Genomic DNA, 22,236 nt, shown 5'->3' with positions numbered 1-22,236 from the left:
GTTTGTTTATTTTAACATATCCTGCAATAACATAATGTTCAATATAGCTACGATACTGCCGATGCTCCACAAAAGAGTTTTTTGTAGTTTTGTATTTGCATATTTCCCCATTATTTTTTTTGAAGATGTTAGATAAATTTGTAAAACGATTGTCCAGGGCAATTGAATGCTTAAAGCAATTTGTGAATAAATAAGTCCTTGAAATGGATCATCAATAAAAAATAAAATAAGTAAGGCCAAGCCATAAGTTAGTAAAACACCATGCCAAGAGTGATGATCTTTAATATTGTAGGCTTCTTCGAATAAACCAGCATAAATACTGCCTCCGGCTATGCCAGCGGTGGTAGTGGATGCAATTCCTGAAAAAAATAAAGCAATTGCAAAAATTAAAGCAGCACCATCGCCTAAAAGTGGTTTCAACATGGTTTGAGCTTGATCTAAAGCATCAACAGGTACTTGATTCGTAAAAAAGACAGCCGCAGCAATTAAAATCATTGCACTATTGATAGCCCAGCCCAGTCCCATGGAAAAAAGTGTATCTAAAAATTCATATTTTAATTGTTTATGAATGATTGTTTCATCTTCGAGATTCCATTGACGGCTTTGAATGATTTCAGAATGCAAAAATAGATTATGCGGCATAACGACCGCTCCGAGTACACTCATAATAATGGGCAGTGAATTTTCTGGTATGGTCGGTACAACCCAACCGGTAGCGGCCTGCCCCCAATTGATCTGAACCAGACTTAATTCTGCTAAAAAAGATAGACCAATCAAAGATACAAAACCTATAATGACTTTTTCTAGTTTTTTATACGAATTCGACCATAACAGCCAGCCACAAAAACAGGCTGTGAACACAGCACCCAGTTTTATTGGAAGATGAAATAACATCGAAAGCGCAATTGCTCCACCCAAAATTTCAGCTAAAGCTGTGGCAACAGAAGCCGCTATGGCTGAAAATAAAATCGTGCGTGAAATCCAAGGCTTAAGATAGATTGTAGCAGCTTCGGCTAAACATAAACCACTCACGATGCCTAAGTGAGCAACATTGTGCTGTAAGACAATTAACATGATGGTAGATAGTGTGACCATCCATAGTAAATCATAGCCATAATCAGCACCGGCTGCCATATTGGAGGCCCAGTTTCCCGGATCGATAAAACCAACTGTAATTAAAATACCAGGGCCAATATATTTTAAAAATTCACGGGCTTTTTCGCTGGAATCATGCGTTATTTTAAAGTAGGAATATAAATTTTTCATTCGCAAAACCTTCCTTATAGAATAAATTAAAGAATGCAGGTTCGTTTCCTATTTATTTTCGGTTCATTACTGTTTACGTAGTTAGTGAAACGTATCTAGGCACAAATTCTTGTATAGTATTATAAATTCCCGCATGACTCATTAAGTTCCTGCATGCAATAAAACTATATAATTAAAGAATGTTAACAGTCTGTTAAATGGGAATAAAAATAGGATTTTAGATTCTTTAAATTGTTATACTGCCTCAATCAGTAGATTTAAAATATCAATTTTATGTCTGACAGAAATGATAAAATTTGCTTCCGTTACAGGTATTTTGCAGATAATGTCGTATTAGCATACATAGGGACTAAATATTGTATAGGGGAGCTGCATAGTATGAAAAAGTTATTTAAATGTAGTGTATGTAATTTTATTTGGGAAGGCGAAGATGCTCCAGCCGTTTGTCCAAAATGTGGGCAGCCACATGAAAAATTTGTGGAATTGACACCAGAGCAAGCTGCTTTGGTTTACAAATCAGAAAAAACCAATGATATACACATGAAAATTGTGACATTGGTTGATAAAATGATTGAAGTTTCTAAACAGGGGATTATATTAGATCTTGATCCAGCCTGTGTTGCTGGTTTTAAAGCTGCCATTGAGGAAGGCTATATTATAAAGCAGCGCTCAAAAGCAGAAATTGAAAATCATATCGGCAAGGGTAAATGGTAAAATAACAGTAAAAGCTCTGCAATCGGAATTTTATTCCGCATTGCAGAGCTTTTTTATTTACTCGTTCTAAAAAATAGATCCGATATTTTTTCATAGAATTGCTTTAGGATTAAGCTTCATTGTTTGAAGATGGCGGCACAAAAACTCGTTTTGCGAGTTCTGCATCTAAATACAATAAATCAACACCATGATCGCCAATCAAATCTAATTTTCCAATTACCTCAGCTGCGTTGGATTCTTCTTCGATTTGTTCGTTAATATACCAATGCAGGAAGATTTGTGTAGCAAGATCGTTTTGCTCAACAGCTACTTTATATAATTTGTTAATCGATGAAGTGATTTCTTGTTCATGTTCTAATACGTGCTTAAATATTTTAGCTGGTGTGCCAAAATCAGCTGGCGGTGCATCAATATTTTGTATGACTACTACACCTTCACGACTGTTTAAATAATCATATAACTTTAGCGCATGAAATGTTTCTTCTTCATATTGAACTCGTAACCAATTGGCAAAACCTTTTAAGTTCTTTGTTTCCATATGCGCTGACATAGCTAAATACAAATTCGCCGAATAAAATTCAAGTGTAATTTGATCATTGATAGCATTTTGCATTTTTTTACTTATCATACTGAAGAACCTCCTGTAAAATAAATTGTATCTATAACACAATAATACCATTTTTGTTTTTTTATGCAAGTTTATTCTAAAAAAATAATAAGGACTTTATGCGAAATATTCAAACAAATGTAAACATAATAAAAAACAGCAAACTCTTTTACAAATGTTCTATTTATAGAATATTGAAAAAATAATATCACTGTTATATAATATGAATATAAAATATAAAATTATAAGTAACAGATAATAGATAATAGATAATAAATGATATGAAGTAATAACAAATGTACAGATCGTTAGTTAATCAACTAAAAAAAAACGATAAACCTGTAGAGGAGTTGCTTTTGTGAAAAAAATCATTGATGATATACGAATGATATTCAAATGCTGTAGTCTCTATTATGAAGATAATATGAGTCAACAAGAAATTTGCGATTTTCTTGAGATATCAAGACCATCTGTTTCTCGTATGATAAAAATGGGAAAAGAACAAGGTATTGTAAAATTTGAAATTAAAAGTCCTTATGGTCTTACCTTTGGTAAAATGGAACGTGAATTAGAAAAAAAATTCAATTTAAAAGAGGTTATTATTGTTGATTCGAGTTCCATAGTAAATGGAAATGAAGGGATAAACAGTAAATTAGTTGAAGAGTCCATCGATTTTTTAGGAAAATTGCTAGAAGATGGTGAGTACGTTGGCGTTACAATGGGGATGACATTGCAAAATCTCACAAAAATGGAATGTATTGAAGAACCAATCAAATGTACTTTTGTACCAATTGTTGGTGGTGTGGGTGAAAGTAGACCGGATATTCATTCAAATTATATTGCAATGAAAATGGCTAAAATGTTTGGCGGTGATTGTATACAATTTTTTGCTCCAGCAGTATTTTCTAATGCTGATGTATTAACTGGATTTATGATGGAAAAGTCAGTGAAAAATATTTTCAAAATATTTAGAAAAATAAATACAGTCATTATGGGGATAGGTGTACCTGATAGAATAGGTTCCACTCTAATGCATACGGGGTATGTAGATGAAAATATTTTAGAAGAGTTTGTTAAGCTGGGCGCTGTTGGTGATATAGCATTACAGTTTTTTGATGAATCTGGAAAAGTTGAAAAATTCAGAGAATTTAATGAAAGAGTTGCAGGAATGCCAATTGATCAATTAAAAAAAGTACCACAACGAATTGGAATTGCTGGTGGCGCACAAAAAGCAAAAGCTGTATATGGTGCGATAAAAGGGGAATTCTTGAATATATTAATTACCGATATTGATTGTGCCAAAGTATTATTGGAAATGTAGGAGGGTTATTTATATGGAGTTTACAACATTGATTGCAGTTTTACTAATTTTTATGCTTATTCAAGCTAGTGGGACATATCTTCAAGTTAAGCAATATAAAAAAGCGGTGCGAAGGCTGCATAAAATAGGAAATGTGGGTATTGGTAGTAGAAAATCAAAATTGAGACCTGGTAATATTGTGGTTATTGCTTGTAATAACCAAGGGGAAATTACAGGTGGTGAAATCATGGAAGGTTTTACCATATTTAATGGTTTTAAAGAGCTTAATGATATTATTGGAAAAAATATTTATGATTTAAAAGCAGAATATATGGCTTTACCAGAAAAAAAACAAAAGATTTACCAAGCTCATGTTCAAGCAATTGATGCTTTGGATATGCGTTTAAACTCCATAAAAACTTAGTGAGATGAAAAAACTTATAGGTGTTTTTAAAACAGGTGTGAGTTTTATCATATAAGATGATTAAAAAATCTATCAAAGGAGGTCATTCAATGAAATACAATGCTGAAATTACTGGATGGGGGTCAGAAGTAACAGCATTATTAGATGATAAAGATTTAAACTTTATTATCATCTTTAATGAAACAGCACCACCAGAGCTGGCTGAAATTTCAGTTTTGCATAGAGTAGCTCCACTTTTAGCTGATATCAATGTGTTAGATACATTGATTCTTTGTGACAAGGTATTTACAATTACAGCGATTGGTGACGAAGCCTTGCATACATTAAGAGAACTTGGACATTGTACGTTGTCTTTTAAGGGTGGTAATGAACCAGAAAGACCAGGCTGTATTATGATTGAAGGGGATGAATTTACATCGAAAGACTTAGTTAAAGGCGGTACTATAGAAATATTTTAAATAAAAAATGAATAACAGGAGTGATTTATATGTTAAACATGAATCAAAAATTGATTAAACGTCAACAAGAAGGAAAAATTATCCGTACAGGTATCGTAGGTGCAGGGCAAATGGGGAGAGGCATGGTAACACAAATGGCATTGATGCAAGGTATCACACCAGCAATTGTATCTGATATTGCGATAGAGAATGCTATACATGCTTTTAATTATGCTGGTATTAAAGACGATCAAATTGCAATTGTCAATACTCTTACTGAGGCAAATAAGATGATGGAAATGGGTAAATTTGTAGCAACAACAGATGCGAATTTAGTATCGCAAGCAAACTTAGTAGAGTGTGCAATTGATGCAACTGGTGTACCTGATGTAGGAGCAAAAGTAGCAACGGATGCAATGAAAAATGGTAAACATTGTGTCATGTTAAATGTAGAAACCGATGTAGTTATTGGACCCTACCTCAAAAAATTAGCGCAGCAACAAGGCGTGATTTATACAGGCTCTGCTGGTGATGAACCTGGTGCAGTAATGGAATTATATTGTTTTGCAAAGGCAATAGGGATGGATGTAAAAGTAATGGGTAAAGGTAAAAATAATAAATTGGATTATGATTGCAATCCAGATTCTGTATTAGAAGAGGCAACTCGCCGTAAAATGAGCCCTAAAATGCTTTGTTCCTTTAAAGATGGTACAAAAACAATGGTAGAAATGACTGCTATGTCTAATGCTACGGGTTTAGTTCCAGATATAATCGGTGGTCATGGGATCGTATCTGATGTAAAAGGATTAGCTGATTTGTGCAGATTGAAACAAGATGGTGGTGTGTTAAATAAACATGGCGTGGTTGAATATGTAAATGGTATTGCTCCGGGTGTATTTGTTGCTGTGTCTACTGAAAATGAAGAAATTGCATATCAAATGAGATATCATAGCATGGGGAATGGACCATTATGGATTCTATATCGTCCATACCATTTATGTAACCTTGAAACACCATTAACTGTAGCAAAAGCTGTAATTGATGGTGAAACTACGATCGTACCAATGGATGGCCTTGTAAGTGAATGTATCACAGTAGCCAAAACTGATTTAAAAGCTGGTCAAACCATTGATGGTATAGGCGGTTTTACAACGTATGGTTCTATCGCAACAGCAACAGAATCGGATGCAAAAGGATATGTACCGTATGGTTTAGTAAATAAAAACACAAAAATGTTGAAAGATGTGAAGAAAGGTCAACTTATTACGAAAGATATGGTTCAACTTGATACTTCAACGCTTATCTACAAATTACGTCAAGAACAAGATAAAATGTACGGCAAATAAAATGATTTATCAGCATGCTTGTTCCTCCTATAGTTTAGCTAGTGTAATGTAAGTTAAATTGTTAATATTGCGTAAAATTACAAAAAAAGGGGTGAAATTATGTTAGTTACATCAAAAGAACTTTTGCAAACAGCCAAACAGCAAAAGTTCGCTATACCGTCTGCTAATTTCTTTGACTGGACCTCTGTAATGGCCCATACAGAGGTTGCCAGTGAGATGAAATTGCCTATTATCTTAAGTTACGCTGAGGCGCATAAGGATTATTTATCTTTAGAAGAAGCAGCTTTACTTGGTAAATTTTATGGGGAAAAAGTAGATGTTCCTGTGGTATTGCATTTGGACCACGGCACATCTTTAGCAGTAGTAAAGCAAGCAATTGATTTAGGATTTACATCGGTTATGATCGATGCTTCTCAAGAAGTGTTAGAAAAAAATATTGTGATCACTAAAGAAGTAGTGGCGTATGCACATGCAAGAGGTGTTGTCGTGGAAGCTGAAATCGGACATGTTGGTACTGGAACTCTTGTTGGTAGTGTAGGCGAAGGTGGTGGATCTGGGCAGGATGATGATTCCATTTATACCTCGGCAGAAGAAGCGGTGGAAATGTGTAAACAAACGAAGGTTGATTCATTGGCGATATCTATCGGAACAGCACATGGTACCTATAAAGGGATACCGGTTATTAACTTTAAAAGATTAGAAGAAATTGCAGCAAGTACGAATACACCACTTGTATTGCATGGAGGTTCATCTTCTGGTGATGCAAATTTAAATAGATGTGCAACAAGTGGAATTGCTAAAATTAATATATATACGGATTTTGTCCTTGCTGCTAAAGATAAAATATCTATAGCAACTGCAGAAAATTATTATGAATTAATAGCACAGGCAAAACAAGGCATTAAAGATTGTTTGAAACATTACTATCAAGTATTTGAAACAGTAAAATACAATAAATAGGAGATGAAAACATGGAGGAGAAAATCAGAACACCATTTTTTATGGTAAACCTTAAATCATATCTTTATGGAAAGAAATCATTAGAATTGGCACTAGAGGCTGATAAATGGGCAGCAGACAAGGATTTTGATGTATTTTTTACAGCATCCTTTGCGGATATTCGATTGATTGCAGAAAAAACAAAAAATCTTATTGTAACAGCACAACATATGGATGCACTAAAAGCTGGTCGTGGTATGGGATACTTAGTGCCAGAAGCGTTAAAAGAAGCTGGTGCAAAAGCAGTATTTCTAAATCATGCTGAACATTCTTTAAAATTAGTAGATTTAGTAAAAACGATTGGAAGAGCTAAAGAGATAGGTATGTATACAGTTGTCTGTGCTGATTCTGTTAAAGAAGCACAAGCAATTGCTTTGCTCGATCCAGATATTATTTTATGTGAACCGACTGAACTTATCGGTACAGGGAACACGAGTGATCAAGCTTATATCAAGCAAACAACTGACAGTATCAAAAAAATAAATCCGAATATTTTGGTTATGCAAGCGGCCGGAATTAGTACTGCGGATGATGTGTATCGTACAATTATGGAAGGTGCAGATGGAACCGGTGGTACAAGTGGGATTGTGTGTGCTGAAGATCCAAAAGAAATGGTAAAAGACATGATTGAAGTGATTAAAAAAGCGAAGGAAGATAGGGGGATTTGAAATGACAGTATATATTGAAGAACTGATAGTGAGATCTAATGGAAACAGAGCATCTTATCATGAAATTACAAAAGAAGTTAGAGCAGTTATTGAAAAAAGTAAAGTGAAAAATGGTATTTGTGTAATCACAACACCACATACAACGTGTTCGGTAATATATGAAGAATATTCTCATGATACAAATTATTGTGGTGATGAGTATTTGCAAGTTGATTTTAATAATGTATTAGAAAAAATTGTTCCAAGATGTTTGACAGAAGGACAATATTATCATCCAGGACCGGAACATGTTGCTTTTGGTGAAAAAGATTGTGATGCAGCATTGGTACCAGACAGAAGATCTTTATTAAATACAGAAGCTCATATTAAAGCATCCCTTGTAGGAGAAAGTGTAACAAGTGCTATTGAAAATGGTGTATTGCAGATTAATCAAGTTACAGGCTACTACTACTTTATTGATTGGGATCCAAATCGTCCGAGAGATAGGCAATGTAAGATTGTTGTCATGGGGGAATAAAAAAGTTTTTTATAGGGTACAAAATAATTTTCTGTGTTAATCCATTTTATGGGCTGAAGGCTTCTTACTATTGCAAAAAATAGAATATATAAGAAGCCTTTAGTCTTAACATAAAAAATTTGAAAACTCTCTACGCAATCGATTGTTTTATAAAAAAATATAGCATGTTTTTACAAAACAATAATCGGAAAATTCTAAAGAGTGCAATATGTACGGTCAAGTTTGGTAAGTGTCATCGATGATTTTTTGAAAAAGTTAGGGAGGTAAAAGCATTATGGAATTTATTGCAGGTTTAGCCAATGGATTTATGGACGTCTTTAAAGCAGGTGCAGGTACTTTTGCAAGTTGGGTGGCAGGAATTATTCCTTTAATTGTGGTTTTAATGACCGCTGTAAGCTCAGTTATTAAATTAATTGGTGAAGAACAGGTAGATAAATTAGCACAACGAGCAACACAAAACATTATTACGAGATATACAGTGTTACCAGTGTTAGCAGTGCTATTTCTAGGAAATCCAATGTGTTATAGTTTTGGCAGATTTGTACAGGCAAAGCACAAACCAGCATTTTATGATGCAGCGGTAAGTTTTGTACATCCAATCACGGGACTATTCCCGCACGCAAATGGTGGCGAACTTTTCGTATACATGGGAATTGCAGCCGGAATTACGACGTTGGGATTGCCACTTGGTGACTTAGCGGTACGGTATTTCTTAGTCGGGATTGTCGTTATCTTTATTCGCGGGGTTGTAACAGAAAAAATCTATGCGTATATGAAAGCTAAAGAAGAAAATTAAAATTGGTCTATAGAAAGGATGGAGTAATTTATGTATAAGGCAATTACAATATCTAAAGGCAAGGGTGGCTGGGGTGGACCTTTAACGATTCAACCAACAGAAACTTGTAATAAAATCATTAGCGTTACTGGTGGTGGAATTCATCCAGTTGCGGCAAAAATTGCAGAAATGACAGGCTGTGAAGCAATTGATGGATTTAGTTCAGCTGTACCGGATATAGAAACTTTGGTAGCCGTTGTTGATTGTGGTGGCACAGCGAGATGCGGTGTATATCCGAAGAAAAAAATCTTTACTGTAAATTTAACGCCAGTTGGTAATGTTGGACCATTGGCGCAATATATTACTGAAAGCTTATATGTATCGGCAGTAACTGTAGAAACAATTACGTATGCTGCAGAAGAAACTCCACTGACTGCAAAAGATGGTTTTAAAGCAGGCAATGTAAGTCCCGCTAATGAAGCAGTGCCAAATGCGCCCAAAACTAAAGCACAAGCAAGAGCGGAACTTGCAAAGATGAATGCAGGAAAAGAAAAGAACTTTATAACAAAATTAGGAATTGGTGTTGGTGGAGTCGTAAATAAATTCTACCAAGCTGGTCGTGAAACGATAGATATGGTGGTAAAAACTATTTTACCATTTATGGCATTTGTAAGTATGTTAATCGGTATTATCAGTGCATCGGGCATTGGGGATGTAATAGCAAAAACAATTTCACCATTAGCAAGTACCTTGCCGGGGATGCTAGTCATTTCGGTAGTATGCTCATTGCCATTTATTTCGCCAGTAATTGGACCAGGTGCAGTTATTGCGCAGGTTGTAGGTACACTTTTAGGTGTGGAAATAGGATTAGGGCATATTCCAGCGCAATATGCGTTACCAGCATTGTTTGCCATTAATGCCCAGGTAGGCGGTGACTTTGTACCAGTAGGACTTAGCTTGGGCGAAGCCGATCCAGAAACAATAGAACTTGGAGTTCCGGCTGTATTATATTCACGTGTAATTACAGGTCCACTTGCGGTATTGATTGCATATGCAGCTAGCATTGGAATGTATTAATCAATACTTAAAATTGTAAAGAAAAGTTTGGATCTTAAGGAGAGATTTGGTTGAACTAAGTATTTTATGTGATATGTATTGGATTTTTAATCATACAGTTGTGCAGCTTAAAGGTCTTAGCATTTTGGCTAAGGCCTTTTTTATAATCGGAAGAGTACACTGACAATAGGAGTATTATATTTAAATAATGAGGTAAGATGGAGTATTTGATTTTTTCTAAATTCTGTACTTTTAAGCCGACATATTGTATCATTAAATTATGTTGGGTTTATCTAGCAAAATTGTTGATCAAAAGGGGAATGATTAAATGAGTAACATCGATATGACATCGGTAAATGCAATCCGTATTTTAGCAGCGGATGCAGTACAAAAAGCTAAGTCAGGGCATCCAGGTTTGCCGCTGGGCAGTGCAGCAATGGCTTATGAATTATGGGCAAAGCACATGAATCATAATCCTAAAAATCCGAAATGGGTTAATCGTGATAGATTTGTTCTTTCGGCGGGACATGGTTCAACGCTACTTTATTCACTTTTACATTTATTTGGTTATGGTTTAACAGTTGATGATTTGGCGAATTTTCGTCAAGATGGGTCACTGACTCCAGGCCATCCGGAATATGGTCATACGGTAGGGGTTGAAGCTACAACTGGACCATTAGGTGCTGGTATGGCTATGGCTGTTGGTATGGCTATGGCGGAAACACATTTGGCGGCAACATTTAATAAAGAAAATTTCCCAATTGTTGACCATTATACATATGTACTGGGCGGCGATGGCTGTTTAATGGAAGGTATTTCTTCGGAAGCCTTTTCCTTGGCAGGTACATTGGGTTTAAGTAAATTAATTGTATTTTATGATAGCAATAAAATTTCTATTGAAGGCAGTACGGATCTTGCTTTTACAGAAGATGTGCAAAAACGTCTTGCCGCATTTGGTTTTCAGATCATTATAGTTGAAAATGGCAATGACTTAGTGGAAATTGGTAAAGCAATTGAAACAGCGAAGGCTGATAAAACAAGACCATCCTTTATTACTGTAAAAACACAGATTGGTTTTGGCTGTCCGGCTAAACAAGGGAAAGCAAGTGCACATGGTGAACCACTGGGCGAAGACAATGTGAAAGCGTTAAAAGAAAACTTGAAATGGGAAAAACTTGATCCGTTTTATGTGCCAGATGCCGTGTATGCGAATTATAAAGAACTGGCAAAACAAGGTGCACAGGCAGAAGATCAGTGGAATACGCTGTTTGCAGCGTATTGTGCTAAATATCCTGACTGCAAAACATTATGGGATACATTCCACAATGACGTAGATGCAAGAAAATTATTAAATAATGAAGCATTCTGGGCTTATGAAAATAAACCGCAGGCAACACGGAATTTATCTGGTATTGCAATCAATAAGTTGAAAGATATCATGCCAAATCTATTTGGTGGTAGTGCAGATCTTGCTCCATCCACAAAGACACATATGGATGGTATCAGTGATTTTTCAAAAGAGAATTATATTGGTCGTAACCTGCACTTTGGTGTAAGAGAATTGGCTATGGCTGGTATCGCCAATGGTATTACTCTTCACGGTGGTCTTAAAACTTATATTGCAACATTCTTTGTTTTTAGTGATTATATAAAACCAATGGCGCGCTTAGCGGCTCTTATGGGAATCCCTGTAACGTATGTACTGACGCATGACAGCATTGGTGTCGGCGAAGATGGCCCAACTCATGAACCGATTGAACAATTGGCAATGCTCCGTGCTATGCCAAACTTTAATGTATTCAGACCAGCAGATGCAACAGAAACAGCAGCTGGCTGGTACTTAGCGATGACAAGTAAACATACCCCTACGGCACTAGTTTTAACAAGACAAAATCTGCCACAGCTTGCTGGCAGCAGTAAAGAAGCATTGAAAGGTGCTTATGTTATTGCGGAAGCTGCAAAAGAAGTGCCAGATGCTATTCTTATTGCGAGTGGTTCAGAAGTTGAACTTGCGGTAAATGCTAAAATTGAACTGGCTAAAGACAATATTGATGTACGTGTTGTAAGTATGCCTTGTATGGATCTGTTTGAAGAACAAACGGATGCCTATAAAGAAAGCATTCTGCCTCGAGCTGTGAAAGCTAGAGTTGCGGTTGAAGCAGCGATTGACTTTGGCTGGGGAAAATATGTTGGTATTGATGGAGCAACCGTTACTATGAAAGGGTTTGGTGCATCGGCACCGGCTGGAATCTTGTTTGATAAATTTGGCTTTACGACGCAAAATGTCGTAGAAACTATGAAAAAAGTATATTTATTGGCAACGGATACAGATCAATAAAAACATAAAAATTTAATATATGTTGAAAGAACTCTTCCTATATAATTAAGAAGGGTTCTTTCTTTTTGCGGGGTACAATATATTTTTTTTAAGTGAAATTAGGGGAATAATACAAAAAAGATACACCAGGTAACGTGTACATGGAAATATTGAGCAGATAAGTGTTGACATTGATTTTATCTGATGGTATTATATATAAGTGCCTGAAATAAAAGCATTCATGTTGGTATATAGGGGTGAGGCGAATGACGCTTGAAGCACTGAAAAACGCCAATAGAGTGATTGGCATAAAACAAGTTACGAAAGCTGTGAATAAGGGATTTGTTGAATCCGTTTTTCTTGCGGATGATGCTGATGAGAGGGTATTGAAGCCCCTTGAGGAGTTATGCAAAAGTAAAAACATTGAGGTTGTAAAAGTTTTGGCAATGAAAGATCTTGGTCAAGCTTGTATGATTGAAGTTGGCGCAGCGGCCGCAGCAATTTTGAAGTAGTTATTATTGTTAAAAATCTCATCTCTTTCATAATATGAGGAAGATTGGATTATTAAATAATAAATTTTGAATTTAAGGAAGGAGGTGCATGTATGCCTACAATTAATCAGTTAGTTCGCAACAGCAGAAAAAGTATGCAGGAGAAATCCACAGCACCAGCTTTGAAGAATTGCCCTCAGAAACGTGGCGTTTGTACAAGAGTATATACAACTACTCCTAAAAAACCAAACTCTGCACTGAGAAAAGTTGCCCGTGTTCGTTTAACGAACAGTATCGAAGTAACAGCTTATATTCCGGGTATTGGTCATAATCTTCAAGAACATAGTGTTGTTTTGATTAGAGGCGGCCGTGTAAAAGATTTACCAGGGGTTCGTTATCATATCATTCGTGGTTCTTTAGATACGGCAGGTGTTCAAGATCGTATGCAAAGCAGATCGAAATATGGTGCAAAACGCGCTAAGAAAAAATAATTTATAAAGTTTATAAATGAAGATTATTGAGTAAGGAGGGATATCAATGCCAAGAAAAGGTGCTGTACCTAAACGTGACGTATTACCGGATCCGGTATACAATTCTAAAATAGTAACGAAATTCATCAACAAGGTAATGCTTTCCGGTAAGAAAGGCGTTGCTGAAAAAGTTGTGTATGATGCATTTGAAAGCATTAGAGCAAAAACTGGTAAAGATCCATTAGAAGTTTTTGAAACTGCTTTGAAAAATGTTATGCCAGTTCTTGAAGTTCGTGCTCGCCGTGTTGGTGGTGCTAATTATCAGGTTCCAATCGAAGTTCGTCCTGATCGTCGTATGACGCTCTGTATTCGTTGGATTGTTAATTATGCAAGACTTCGTGGAGAAAAAACAATGAACGAAAGACTTTCTGGTGAATTAATGGATGCTGCCAACAATACTGGAGCAGCAATTAAGAAAAAAGAAGATACTCATAAAATGGCTGAAGCTAACAAAGCATTTGCTCATTATCGTTGGTAGTATCTATCTATAGAAAGTAAGGAGCGATGTAATAGTGGGTAGAGAGTTTTCACTTGAAAAAACTCGTAACATAGGAATTATGGCACATATTGATGCCGGTAAAACCACTACTACTGAACGTATTCTCTTCTATACAGGTATCGTACACAAGATTGGTGAAGTTCATGAAGGCGCTGCTACAATGGACTGGATGGCTCAGGAACAGGAAAGAGGTATTACAATTACTTCTGCTGCGACTACTTGCCACTGGAAAGATCATCGTATCAACATCATCGACACACCAGGCCACGTGGACTTTACAGTTGAAGTAGAACGTTCACTTAGAGTGCTTGACGGCACGGTTGCTGTGTTCTCTGCTAAGGGTGGGGTTGAACCTCAGTCTGAAACAGTATGGCGCCAGGCTGAAAAATATAATGTACCTCGTATGGCGTACATTAATAAAATGGATATTATTGGGGCGGATTTTTACAATGTTATTCAAATGATGATTGATCGTTTGAATGCAAACCCAGTTGCAATTCAACTTCCAATTGGTGCTGAAGATCATTTCCTTGGTGTAATCGATTTGATAAAGATGGATGCCATCATATATGAAGATGACCTTGGTGAAGTTAGTGAAGAAGTTGCTATTCCAGAAGATATGAAAGAAATCGCTGCAAAATATCGTCAGATATTACTTGATGCCGTTGCTGAATGTGACGATGAGTTAATGATGAAATATCTTGAAGGCGAAGAATTAACAGAAGCCGAAATCAAAGGAGCAATTCGTAAAGCGACTATCGCTTGCACAATGACTCCAGTTGTTTGCGGTTCTTCTTATAAAAACAAAGGTGTTCAGCCAATGCTTGATGCAGTAGTTGATTACATGCCTGCACCGACGGATGTTCCGGCGATTAAAGGCACAAATCCTGATACTGGTGAAGAAGATAGTCGTCCTTCTGACGATAGCGCACCATTTTCAGCTCTTGCATTTAAAATTATGGCAGATCCATTTGTTGGTAAACTTGCATTTTTCCGTGTATACTCTGGTATGCTTTCTTCTGGGTCTTATGTATTTAACTCTACAAAAGGCAAAAAAGAACGTATTGGTCGTATCCTCCAAATGCATGCCAACCATCGTGAAGAAATCAGTGCTGTTTACAGCGGTGATATCGCAGCAGCAGTTGGTTTGAAAGATACAACAACAGGTGATACACTTTGTGATGACAAAGCTCAAATCATTCTTGAATCCATGATATTCCCAGATCCAGTTATCTCGGTTGCAGTTGAACCGAAGACAAAAGCGGATCAGGAAAAAATGGGTATTGCACTTTCAAAATTAGCTGAAGAAGATCCTACATTCCGTGTAAGAACTGATCAGGAAACTGGACAGACTATTATCTCCGGAATGGGCGAACTTCATTTAGAAATTATTGTTGATCGTATGCTTCGTGAATTTAAAGTTGATTGTACTGTAGGTAAACCTCAGGTTGCTTACCGTGAAACAATTCGCAAGCAGGTTAAATCCGAAGGTAAATTTGTTCGTCAGTCTGGTGGTCGTGGTCAATACGGTCATTGCTGGCTTGAACTTGTTCCGCAGGAACCTGGTGTTGGATTCAGCTTTGAAAACAAGGTTGTTGGTGGTTCGATTCCAAGAGAATTTATCAATCCAATCGAAGCTGGGATAAAAGAAGCTATGGAAAACGGTGTTGTTGCCGGCTATCCAATGGTTGATATTAAAGCAATCGTATATGATGGTTCATACCATGATGTCGATTCTTCTGAAATGGCTTTTAAAATTGCCGGTTCGATGGCATTTAGATCAGGTGCTCAAAAAGCAACACCAGTACTTCTTGAACCATACATGAAAGTTGAAGTTATTGTTCCAGAAGATTATATGGGTGATGTAATTGGCGATTTAAATTCAAGACGTGGTCGTATTGAAGGAATGGAACCTAGAAATGGTGCACAAGTCATTGATGCATTTGTTCCACTTTCTGAAATGTTTGGTTACTCAACGGATTTACGTTCGAAAACACAGGGTCGTGGGAACTACTCAATGGAAATATCCCATTACGATGAAGTTCCTAAAAATATATCAGAAGCTATTACAGCTAAAAACAAGGGCGAATAAGGGAGGAATTATTCACAATGGCTAAGAAAAAGTTTGAAAGAACGAAACCACATGTAAATATTGGTACTATCGGTCATGTCGATCATGGTAAAACTACTTTGACGGCTGCTATCACAAAAGTGTTATCAGCACAAGGCGGCGCTGACTTCATGGATTATTCTATGATTGATAAGGCTCCAGAAGAAAGAGAACGTGGGATTACAATCAACACAGCTCACGTAGAATATGAAACTGAAAAAAGACATTATGCTCATGTTGACTGCCCGGGCCATGCCGATTATGTAAAAAACATGATCACTGGTGCGGCACAAATGGATGGTGCTATTTTGGTTGTAAGTGCAGCTGATGGTCCTATGCCACAGACTCGTGAACATATTCTTTTATCCCGTCAGGTTGGCGTACCGGCTATGGTTGTTTTCTTAAACAAAGCTGATATGGTTGATGACGAAGAATTATTGGAACTTGTAGAAATGGAAGTTCGTGAACTTCTTTCCAGCTATGAATTCCCTGGTGATGATATTCCAGTTATTACTGGTTCTGCATTAAAAGCTCTTGAAGGCGATGAAAAATATACAGCTAAAATCCTTGAACTCATGGACGCTGTTGATGAATACATCCCTACACCAGTTCGTGATACAGATAAACCTTTCTTGATGCCTGTCGAAGATGTCTTCACAATCACTGGCCGTGGTACAGTTGCTACTGGTCGTGTTGAACGTGGCGAAATCAAAATCGGCGACATTGTAGAAATTGTTGGTATGTCAGAAGCTCCTAAATCTACAACCGTAACTGGTATTGAAATGTTCCGTAAAATGCTCGATAGTGCTGTAGCTGGCGATAATGTTGGCGCACTTCTTCGTGGTGTTGAACGTAAAGAAATTGAACGTGGACAAGTTCTTGCTAAACCAGGATCTATTCATCCACATACGAAATTCATGGCTCAGGTTTACGTATTGACGAAAGAAGAAGGCGGCCGTCATACACCGTTCTTCACAAACTATCGTCCACAGTTCTACTTCCGTACAACTGACGTAACTGGCGTTGTTCGTTTACCAGAAGGTACTGAAATGGTTATGCCTGGCGATAACATCGAAATGGATATCGAATTAATCACTCCGATTGCTATTGAAAAAGGTTTACGTTTCGCTATCCGTGAAGGCGGCCATACAGTTGGTGCCGGTCGTGTAATCGAAGTTAAAGCTTAATTTTAACAATTAGTTATATAAGGGCGACGATATCGTCGCCCTTATATAAAGATTTTTTTTGGTACCCCCATGCGATGACGTGGTAGATTGCTCGCATAATCGAGGGAACTATCACGGAGAAATGTCCGGTCTTGAACCTGGGCGATAAGGAGGAAATTATATTGTCTAAACAACAGAAAATTAGAATTCGTTTAAAGGCTTATGATCATAAAGCTCTTGATCAGAGTGCAGTGAAAATTGTTGATACTGCAAAGAGAACGGGTGCAATGGTGTCCGGTCCTATTCCACTACCTACTGAAAGAAATATATATACAATTTTACGTTCTCCACATGTCAACAAGGATTCACGTGAACAGTTCGAAATGAGAACTCATAAACGTCTGATTGACATTTTAGAACCAACTTCCAAAACCGTAGACGCTTTAATGCGCTTGGATTTGCCAGCTGGTGTGGATATCGAAATCAAATTGTAAGAGGAGGTGGAATGAATGTCTAAAAAAGCAATTTTGGGTAAAAAACTTGGTATGACTCAGATTTTTACCGAAGAAGGTAAAGTAGTTCCTGTTACAGTTGTTGAATCAGGTACAAACGTTGTTGTACAAAACAGAACGTTTGAAAATGATGGTTACAATGCTGTACAGTTAGGTTTTGGAGCAATAAAAGAATTTAAAGTAACAAAACCTATGAAAGGTCATTTCGCAAAAGCTGGCGTAACACCAGTGAAATATATTCGTGAAATGCGTTTGACTGATGTTTCTGAATATAAAGTCGGTGATACAATCGGCGTTGACATATTTAGTGCTGGTGAATTAGTTGATGTTACAGGTACTTCCAAAGGTAAGGGTTTTGCTGGTACTATTAAACGTTATAACTTCGCTTGCGGCCCAATGGGTCATGGCTCTAAATCACATCGTGAACCAGGTTCTACTGGTGCAATGATCAGTGGTCACGGCGGACGCGTATTAAAAGGTAAAAAATTACCAGGTCGTATGGGTGGCGCACAAGTTACTGTACAACGCTTAAGTGTTGTACGAGTAGATGCTGATCGCAACTTGATCTTAATTAAAGGAGCTATTCCTGGTCCTAAGAATAGTTTCGTAGTAATTAAAAATACGATTAAACCAGGTAAAAACTAATTGGAAGGAGGATATGCTATATTATGCCTAAAGTAGCAGTTTATACGATCACTGGTCAAACAGCTGGTGATTTAGAATTGAATGAAAACGTCTTTGGCGTTGAAGTAAATACAGCACTTGTTCATCAAGCGATTGTTATGCAGCTTGCAGCACAGCGTCTTGGTACACATGCAACTAAAACTAGAGGTTTTGTTCGCGGTGGTGGACGTAAACCTTGGAAGCAAAAAGGCACAGGTCGTGCAAGAAGCGGAAGCACGCGTTCCCCAATTTGGGTAGGCGGCGGTACGGTTTTTGGACCATCACCTCGTTCTTATGCTTTCAGAATGCCTCGTAAACAACGTCGTTTAGCAATTAAATGTGCTTTATCTGATAAAGTACAAAGTGGCGATTTTGTCGTTTTAGAGAACCTCAATTTTGATGCTCCTAAAACAAAAGATGTTGTTAAAATGTTAAATGACTTTAGCGTTGATAAAAAAGTTCTGATTGTTACAGCCGACATGGTTGAAAACGTAGAAAAATCTTCGCGCAATATCCCTGGTGTAAAAGCTATCAGTTCTTGTGGATTGAATGTTTATGATATCTTGAATCATAACAAACTCTTCATTACAAAAGATGCGATTACACGTATTGAGGAGGTACTTGCATAATGGACGCACGCGATATTTTGATCCGTCCACTTATTACTGAAAGAACTACTGAACTTATGGCTGAAGGTAAATATGTATTTGTTGTGGCTAAAGCAGCAAATAAAATTGAAATCAGCAAAGCAGTTTCAGATATTTTTAAAGTAAAAGTTGAGTCGGTAAACACAGTAAATGTGCTTGGTAAAGTAAAACGTATGGGACGCAGCATTGGCAAACGTTCTGATTATAAAAAAGCAATTGTGAAACTTGCAGCTGGAGAAACAATCGAATTCTTCGAAGCATAAGTTTCGACTTTTTGAAAAGGAGGTTAATTACGTGGCAGTAAAAAGTTTTAAACCATATTCTGCAGGCCGAAGATTTATGACAGTGGCTTCATTTGATGAAATCACTACAGATAAGCCTCAGAAATCCCTTGTTGAAAAACTAAACCAACATGGCGGTCGTAACCAACAAGGTCGTTTGACAGTAAGACATCAAGGCGGCGGTCATAAACGTTTATATCGTGTAATCGATTTTAAAAGAAATAAAGATGGTATTCCAGCACGTGTTGCTACAATTGAATACGATCCGAATCGCAGTGCACGTATTGCGCTTTTAAATTATGTTGACGGTGAAAAACGTTATATTTTAGCACCAAACGGATTGAAAGTTGGGGATCAAGTTGTTTCAGGCGCTGATTCAGATATCAAAACTGGTAATGCACTTCCAATTTTAAATATTCCAGTTGGTACGATGATCCACAATATTGAGCTGAAAATTGGTAAAGGTGGACAATTAGTTCGTTCTGCTGGTGCGAGTGCTCAATTAATGGCAAAAGAAGGCGATTATGCACTTTTGCGTATGCCGTCCGGTGAACTTCGTAAAGTTCATATCAACTGCCGTGCAACAATCGGTCAGGTTGGTAATTTAGAACATGAAAACATTACGATCGGTAAAGCAGGTCGTTCCCGTTGGTTGGGTATTCGCCCAGCAAACCGCGGTGTATCGATGAATCCTAATGACCATCCACATGGTGGTGGTGAAGGACGCAGTCCGGTTGGCCGTAAAAATCCTGTTACTAAATGGGGTAAATGTGCTATGGGTGCTACAACTCGTCGTAAGAAAAACTCTGACAAGTTTATTGTTAAGGGTCGTACGAAATAAATAAAGTAAGATAAACAAGCAGGTGCGAACCTTAATTAATAAGTTTGCCCTGGATGAAGGGAGGACATACTTTGTCAAGATCAATAAAAAAGGGACCTTATGTTCATGAAAGTGTTATGAAAAAAATCACAGCAATGAATGAAGCCGACGAAAAAAAGGTCATCAAAACTTGGTCACGCAGCTCTACAATTTTGCCGACATTTGTTGGTCATACGTTGGCAGTGCATGATGGTCGCAAACATGTACCTGTATACGTAACTGAAGATATGGTTGGTCATAAACTTGGCGAATTCGCGCCGACACGTACTTTCAAAGGTCATTCCGGCGAAGAAAGACGTACATCACTTAAGTAGTAAGTGCCGAAAGGAGGCTCCTCTGTGGAATCGAAAGCAATAGCAAAATACATTCGCGTAGCTCCTCGTAAAGTGCGTGTTGTTATGGATCTTATCCGTGGCAAAAACATTGGAGAAGCGTTTGCGATCTTAAAGTTCACACCTAAAGTTGGTGCTGACGTAATAGAAAAAGTATTGAAATCAGCAATAGCAAATGCTGAAAACAATTTTGATATGAATGTTGATAAGCTTTATGTATCCTCGGCTTTTGTTGATCAAGGCCCTACATTAAAACGAATCCATCCGCGTTCCCGTGGACAGGCGTTCAAAATTTTGAAACGCACATCTCATGTTACAGTTGTAGTAAAAGAAAGATAAGAAGGAGGGAAACGAATTGGGTCAGAAAGTTAATCCACATGGTCTGCGTCTAGGTATTGTGAAAACTTGGGATGCAAAATGGTACGCAGATAAAGATTATGCAGCTAACCTGCATGAAGATATTAAAGTGCGCACATACTTGAAGGAAAACCTTCATACTGCTGGCGTATCTAGAATAGAAACAGAACGCTCAAAAAATCGTTTGAAATTAACGATTCATACGGCTAAACCTGGTATGGTTATTGGTCGCGGCGGTTCTGGAATTGAACAAATTAAAACTGGTTTGAAAAAACTTACTACAAAACGTGTTGATATTAATATCGCTGAAATCAAACAGCCTGATATGGATTCTACACTTGTAGCTGAAAATATTGCAGCTCAATTAGAACGCCGTATTGCGTTCCGTCGTGCAATGAAACAAGCTGTTACCCGTACAATGCGCATGGGTGCAAAAGGTATTAAGGTAATGGTTGGTGGTCGTCTTGGCGGTGCCGAAATTGCTAGAAGTGAATTCTACCGTGAAGGTAGTATCCCTCTTCATACGTTAAGAGCTGACATTGACTACGGTACAGCTGAAGCTCATACAACTTACGGCCGCATCGGTGTAAAGGTATGGATCTTCAAAGGTGAAGTTCTTCCAGAAAAGAAACAACCAGTAGCTGTTGCCTCTGTTGAAGGGAGCGAAGCTTAATGTTATTACCAAAAAGAGTAAAATATCGGAAACAATTCCGTGGACGTATGAAAGGTAAAGCCCATAGAGGCAATACTGTAAGCCATGGTGAATTTGGTCTTCAAGCATTAGAACCAGCTTGGATCACAAATAGACAAATTGAAGCAGCTCGTATTGCTATGACTCGTTATATCAAACGTGGCGGCCAAGTTTGGATTAAAATTTTCCCAGATAAGCCTGTAACTTCGAAACCTGCTGAAACTCGTATGGGTAGTGGTAAAGGTTCCCCAGAATACTGGGTAGCAGTTGTTAAACCAGGTCGTATTTTGTTTGAAATGGATGGAGTGACACCTGAGATCGCTAAAGAAGCAATGCGTCTCGCAGCTCACAAACTTCCTATTAAAACAAAATTTGTTACACGTGACCAAGCTCAACAGCTGGCGGATTTGGCAGAGGGTGGTGAAGTAAATGAAGGTTAAAGATATACGAGATATGAGTGCTGGCGAACTTAACCAGAAAATTGCTTCGCTTAAAGAAGAGTTATTTAACCTCAGATTTCAACTCGCTACTGGTCAGCTTGAAAACCCGATGCGTATCAAAGAAGTTAAGAAAACAATAGCCCGTCTTAAAACAGTTCAACGTGAACAAGAGCTTAGAGCTTAAAACGTTTACAGACGAAAATGATATGCA

The 22,236-nt window shown here is 37.4% G+C and carries 28 protein-coding genes; 26 read left to right on the top strand and 2 right to left on the bottom strand.

Going from position 1 to position 22,236, the window contains the following annotated elements:
* Positions 1 to 6: 6 nt before the first annotated feature.
* Entirely contained in the window at positions 7 to 1,266 is a 1,260-nt protein-coding gene (locus BMY14_RS08070; protein ID WP_091830750.1) for an Nramp family divalent metal transporter, read from the bottom strand.
* A 378-nt stretch (positions 1,267 to 1,644) separates the two neighbouring features.
* Here BMY14_RS08070 and BMY14_RS21025 point away from each other — a divergent pair, with 378 nt between their 5' ends.
* On the top strand, positions 1,645 to 1,980 hold the full coding sequence (locus BMY14_RS21025; RefSeq protein WP_019554387.1) for a rubredoxin-like domain-containing protein: 336 nt from the start codon (positions 1,645 to 1,647) through the stop codon (positions 1,978 to 1,980).
* A 109-nt stretch (positions 1,981 to 2,089) separates the two neighbouring features.
* Here BMY14_RS21025 and BMY14_RS08060 read toward each other — a convergent pair whose 3' ends face one another.
* On the bottom strand, positions 2,090 to 2,608 hold the full coding sequence (locus BMY14_RS08060) for a ferritin (protein ID WP_019554388.1): 519 nt from the start codon (positions 2,606 to 2,608) through the stop codon (positions 2,090 to 2,092).
* Positions 2,609 to 2,945: 337 nt separating this feature from the next.
* On the opposite strand from BMY14_RS08060, the gene BMY14_RS08055 reads away from it, so the two are divergent.
* The 25 genes from BMY14_RS08055 to rpmC all read left to right on the top strand — a co-directional run bounded on the left by BMY14_RS08055 (position 2,946) and on the right by rpmC (position 22,209).
* Entirely contained in the window at positions 2,946 to 3,908 is a 963-nt protein-coding gene (locus BMY14_RS08055; protein WP_177177521.1) for a sugar-binding transcriptional regulator, read from the top strand.
* Positions 3,909 to 3,921: 13 nt separating this feature from the next.
* Complete coding sequence (locus BMY14_RS08050) at positions 3,922 to 4,311, top strand: transcriptional regulator GutM (RefSeq protein WP_091830748.1); 390 nt, start codon at positions 3,922 to 3,924, stop codon at positions 4,309 to 4,311.
* A gap of 89 nt (positions 4,312 to 4,400) precedes the next feature.
* On the top strand, positions 4,401 to 4,769 hold the full coding sequence (locus BMY14_RS08045) for a PTS glucitol/sorbitol transporter subunit IIA (RefSeq protein WP_019554391.1): 369 nt from the start codon (positions 4,401 to 4,403) through the stop codon (positions 4,767 to 4,769).
* Between the two features lie 29 nt (positions 4,770 to 4,798).
* The gene (locus BMY14_RS08040; protein WP_091830746.1) at positions 4,799 to 6,094 is read left to right on the top strand and encodes an NAD(P)H-dependent oxidoreductase; all 1,296 of its coding nucleotides are present in this window, start codon (positions 4,799 to 4,801) and stop codon (positions 6,092 to 6,094) included.
* A gap of 99 nt (positions 6,095 to 6,193) precedes the next feature.
* A complete protein-coding gene (locus BMY14_RS08035; protein ID WP_091830745.1) occupies positions 6,194 to 7,054 on the top strand; it encodes a class II fructose-bisphosphate aldolase in 861 nt (286 codons plus the stop codon).
* An 11-nt stretch (positions 7,055 to 7,065) separates the two neighbouring features.
* Positions 7,066 to 7,761 carry a triose-phosphate isomerase gene (locus BMY14_RS08030; RefSeq protein ID WP_091830743.1) on the top strand — a complete coding sequence of 232 codons (696 nt, stop codon included), beginning with the start codon at positions 7,066 to 7,068 and terminating at the stop codon, positions 7,759 to 7,761.
* Position 7,762: 1 nt separating this feature from the next.
* On the top strand, positions 7,763 to 8,278 hold the full coding sequence (locus BMY14_RS08025; protein ID WP_091830741.1) for a YjbQ family protein: 516 nt from the start codon (positions 7,763 to 7,765) through the stop codon (positions 8,276 to 8,278).
* Between the two features lie 274 nt (positions 8,279 to 8,552).
* The gene (gene srlA, locus BMY14_RS08020; protein WP_091830739.1) at positions 8,553 to 9,074 is read left to right on the top strand and encodes a PTS glucitol/sorbitol transporter subunit IIC; all 522 of its coding nucleotides are present in this window, start codon (positions 8,553 to 8,555) and stop codon (positions 9,072 to 9,074) included.
* Between the two features lie 30 nt (positions 9,075 to 9,104).
* Positions 9,105 to 10,130, top strand: a complete 1,026-nt coding sequence (gene srlE / locus BMY14_RS08015) for a PTS glucitol/sorbitol transporter subunit IIB (RefSeq protein WP_091830737.1) — start codon at positions 9,105 to 9,107, stop codon at positions 10,128 to 10,130.
* A gap of 307 nt (positions 10,131 to 10,437) precedes the next feature.
* Positions 10,438 to 12,447 carry a transketolase gene (gene tkt, locus BMY14_RS08010; RefSeq protein WP_091830735.1) on the top strand — a complete coding sequence of 670 codons (2,010 nt, stop codon included), beginning with the start codon at positions 10,438 to 10,440 and terminating at the stop codon, positions 12,445 to 12,447.
* 245 nt (positions 12,448 to 12,692) lie between these two features.
* On the top strand, positions 12,693 to 12,938 hold the full coding sequence (locus BMY14_RS08005) for a ribosomal L7Ae/L30e/S12e/Gadd45 family protein (RefSeq protein ID WP_019554399.1): 246 nt from the start codon (positions 12,693 to 12,695) through the stop codon (positions 12,936 to 12,938).
* A gap of 92 nt (positions 12,939 to 13,030) precedes the next feature.
* A complete protein-coding gene (gene rpsL, locus BMY14_RS08000; RefSeq protein WP_019554400.1) occupies positions 13,031 to 13,408 on the top strand; it encodes a 30S ribosomal protein S12 in 378 nt (125 codons plus the stop codon).
* Positions 13,409 to 13,454: 46 nt separating this feature from the next.
* Positions 13,455 to 13,925, top strand: coding sequence for a 30S ribosomal protein S7 (gene rpsG / locus BMY14_RS07995; protein ID WP_019554401.1), 471 nt, complete (start codon positions 13,455 to 13,457; stop codon positions 13,923 to 13,925).
* 34 nt (positions 13,926 to 13,959) lie between these two features.
* Positions 13,960 to 16,038 (top strand): elongation factor G, encoded by a 2,079-nt coding sequence (gene fusA, locus BMY14_RS07990; RefSeq protein WP_019554402.1) that lies wholly within the window; start codon positions 13,960 to 13,962, stop codon positions 16,036 to 16,038.
* Between the two features lie 17 nt (positions 16,039 to 16,055).
* Positions 16,056 to 17,243, top strand: coding sequence for an elongation factor Tu (tuf, locus tag BMY14_RS07985; RefSeq protein WP_019554403.1), 1,188 nt, complete (start codon positions 16,056 to 16,058; stop codon positions 17,241 to 17,243).
* Between the two features lie 161 nt (positions 17,244 to 17,404).
* Entirely contained in the window at positions 17,405 to 17,716 is a 312-nt protein-coding gene (gene rpsJ / locus BMY14_RS07980) for a 30S ribosomal protein S10 (protein ID WP_019554404.1), read from the top strand.
* A gap of 15 nt (positions 17,717 to 17,731) precedes the next feature.
* Positions 17,732 to 18,379 carry a 50S ribosomal protein L3 gene (gene rplC / locus BMY14_RS07975; RefSeq protein ID WP_019554405.1) on the top strand — a complete coding sequence of 216 codons (648 nt, stop codon included), beginning with the start codon at positions 17,732 to 17,734 and terminating at the stop codon, positions 18,377 to 18,379.
* A gap of 23 nt (positions 18,380 to 18,402) precedes the next feature.
* Complete coding sequence (gene rplD / locus BMY14_RS07970; protein WP_019554406.1) at positions 18,403 to 19,026, top strand: 50S ribosomal protein L4; 624 nt, start codon at positions 18,403 to 18,405, stop codon at positions 19,024 to 19,026.
* On the top strand, positions 19,026 to 19,307 hold the full coding sequence (gene rplW / locus BMY14_RS07965; RefSeq protein WP_019554407.1) for a 50S ribosomal protein L23: 282 nt from the start codon (positions 19,026 to 19,028) through the stop codon (positions 19,305 to 19,307). The genes rplD and rplW overlap by 1 nt, the downstream gene beginning before the upstream one ends.
* Positions 19,308 to 19,338: 31 nt before the next feature.
* Positions 19,339 to 20,166 carry a 50S ribosomal protein L2 gene (gene rplB, locus BMY14_RS07960; protein ID WP_091830733.1) on the top strand — a complete coding sequence of 276 codons (828 nt, stop codon included), beginning with the start codon at positions 19,339 to 19,341 and terminating at the stop codon, positions 20,164 to 20,166.
* A 71-nt stretch (positions 20,167 to 20,237) separates the two neighbouring features.
* Complete coding sequence (rpsS, locus tag BMY14_RS07955; RefSeq protein ID WP_019554409.1) at positions 20,238 to 20,519, top strand: 30S ribosomal protein S19; 282 nt, start codon at positions 20,238 to 20,240, stop codon at positions 20,517 to 20,519.
* Positions 20,520 to 20,543: 24 nt separating this feature from the next.
* Positions 20,544 to 20,876: a 50S ribosomal protein L22 gene (gene rplV, locus BMY14_RS07950; protein ID WP_019554410.1), complete on the top strand. Its 333-nt coding sequence runs from the start codon at positions 20,544 to 20,546 to the stop codon at positions 20,874 to 20,876.
* A gap of 16 nt (positions 20,877 to 20,892) precedes the next feature.
* Positions 20,893 to 21,567 (top strand): 30S ribosomal protein S3, encoded by a 675-nt coding sequence (gene rpsC / locus BMY14_RS07945; protein ID WP_019554411.1) that lies wholly within the window; start codon positions 20,893 to 20,895, stop codon positions 21,565 to 21,567.
* Complete coding sequence (gene rplP, locus BMY14_RS07940; protein WP_019554412.1) at positions 21,567 to 22,025, top strand: 50S ribosomal protein L16; 459 nt, start codon at positions 21,567 to 21,569, stop codon at positions 22,023 to 22,025. The genes rpsC and rplP overlap by 1 nt, the downstream gene beginning before the upstream one ends.
* Entirely contained in the window at positions 22,015 to 22,209 is a 195-nt protein-coding gene (rpmC, locus tag BMY14_RS07935) for a 50S ribosomal protein L29 (RefSeq protein WP_091830731.1), read from the top strand. Before rplP ends, rpmC begins: the two co-directional genes overlap by 11 nt.
* Positions 22,210 to 22,236: the final 27 nt, after the last annotated feature.

Origin of the sequence: Propionispira arboris, assembly GCF_900109225.1 — a bacterium.
GTDB classification, from domain to species: Bacteria; Bacillota; Negativicutes; order Selenomonadales; family Selenomonadaceae; genus Propionispira; species Propionispira arboris.
Note: the sequence above shows the minus strand (reverse complement) of the source record. Positions and strands in the feature narration are given on the sequence as shown.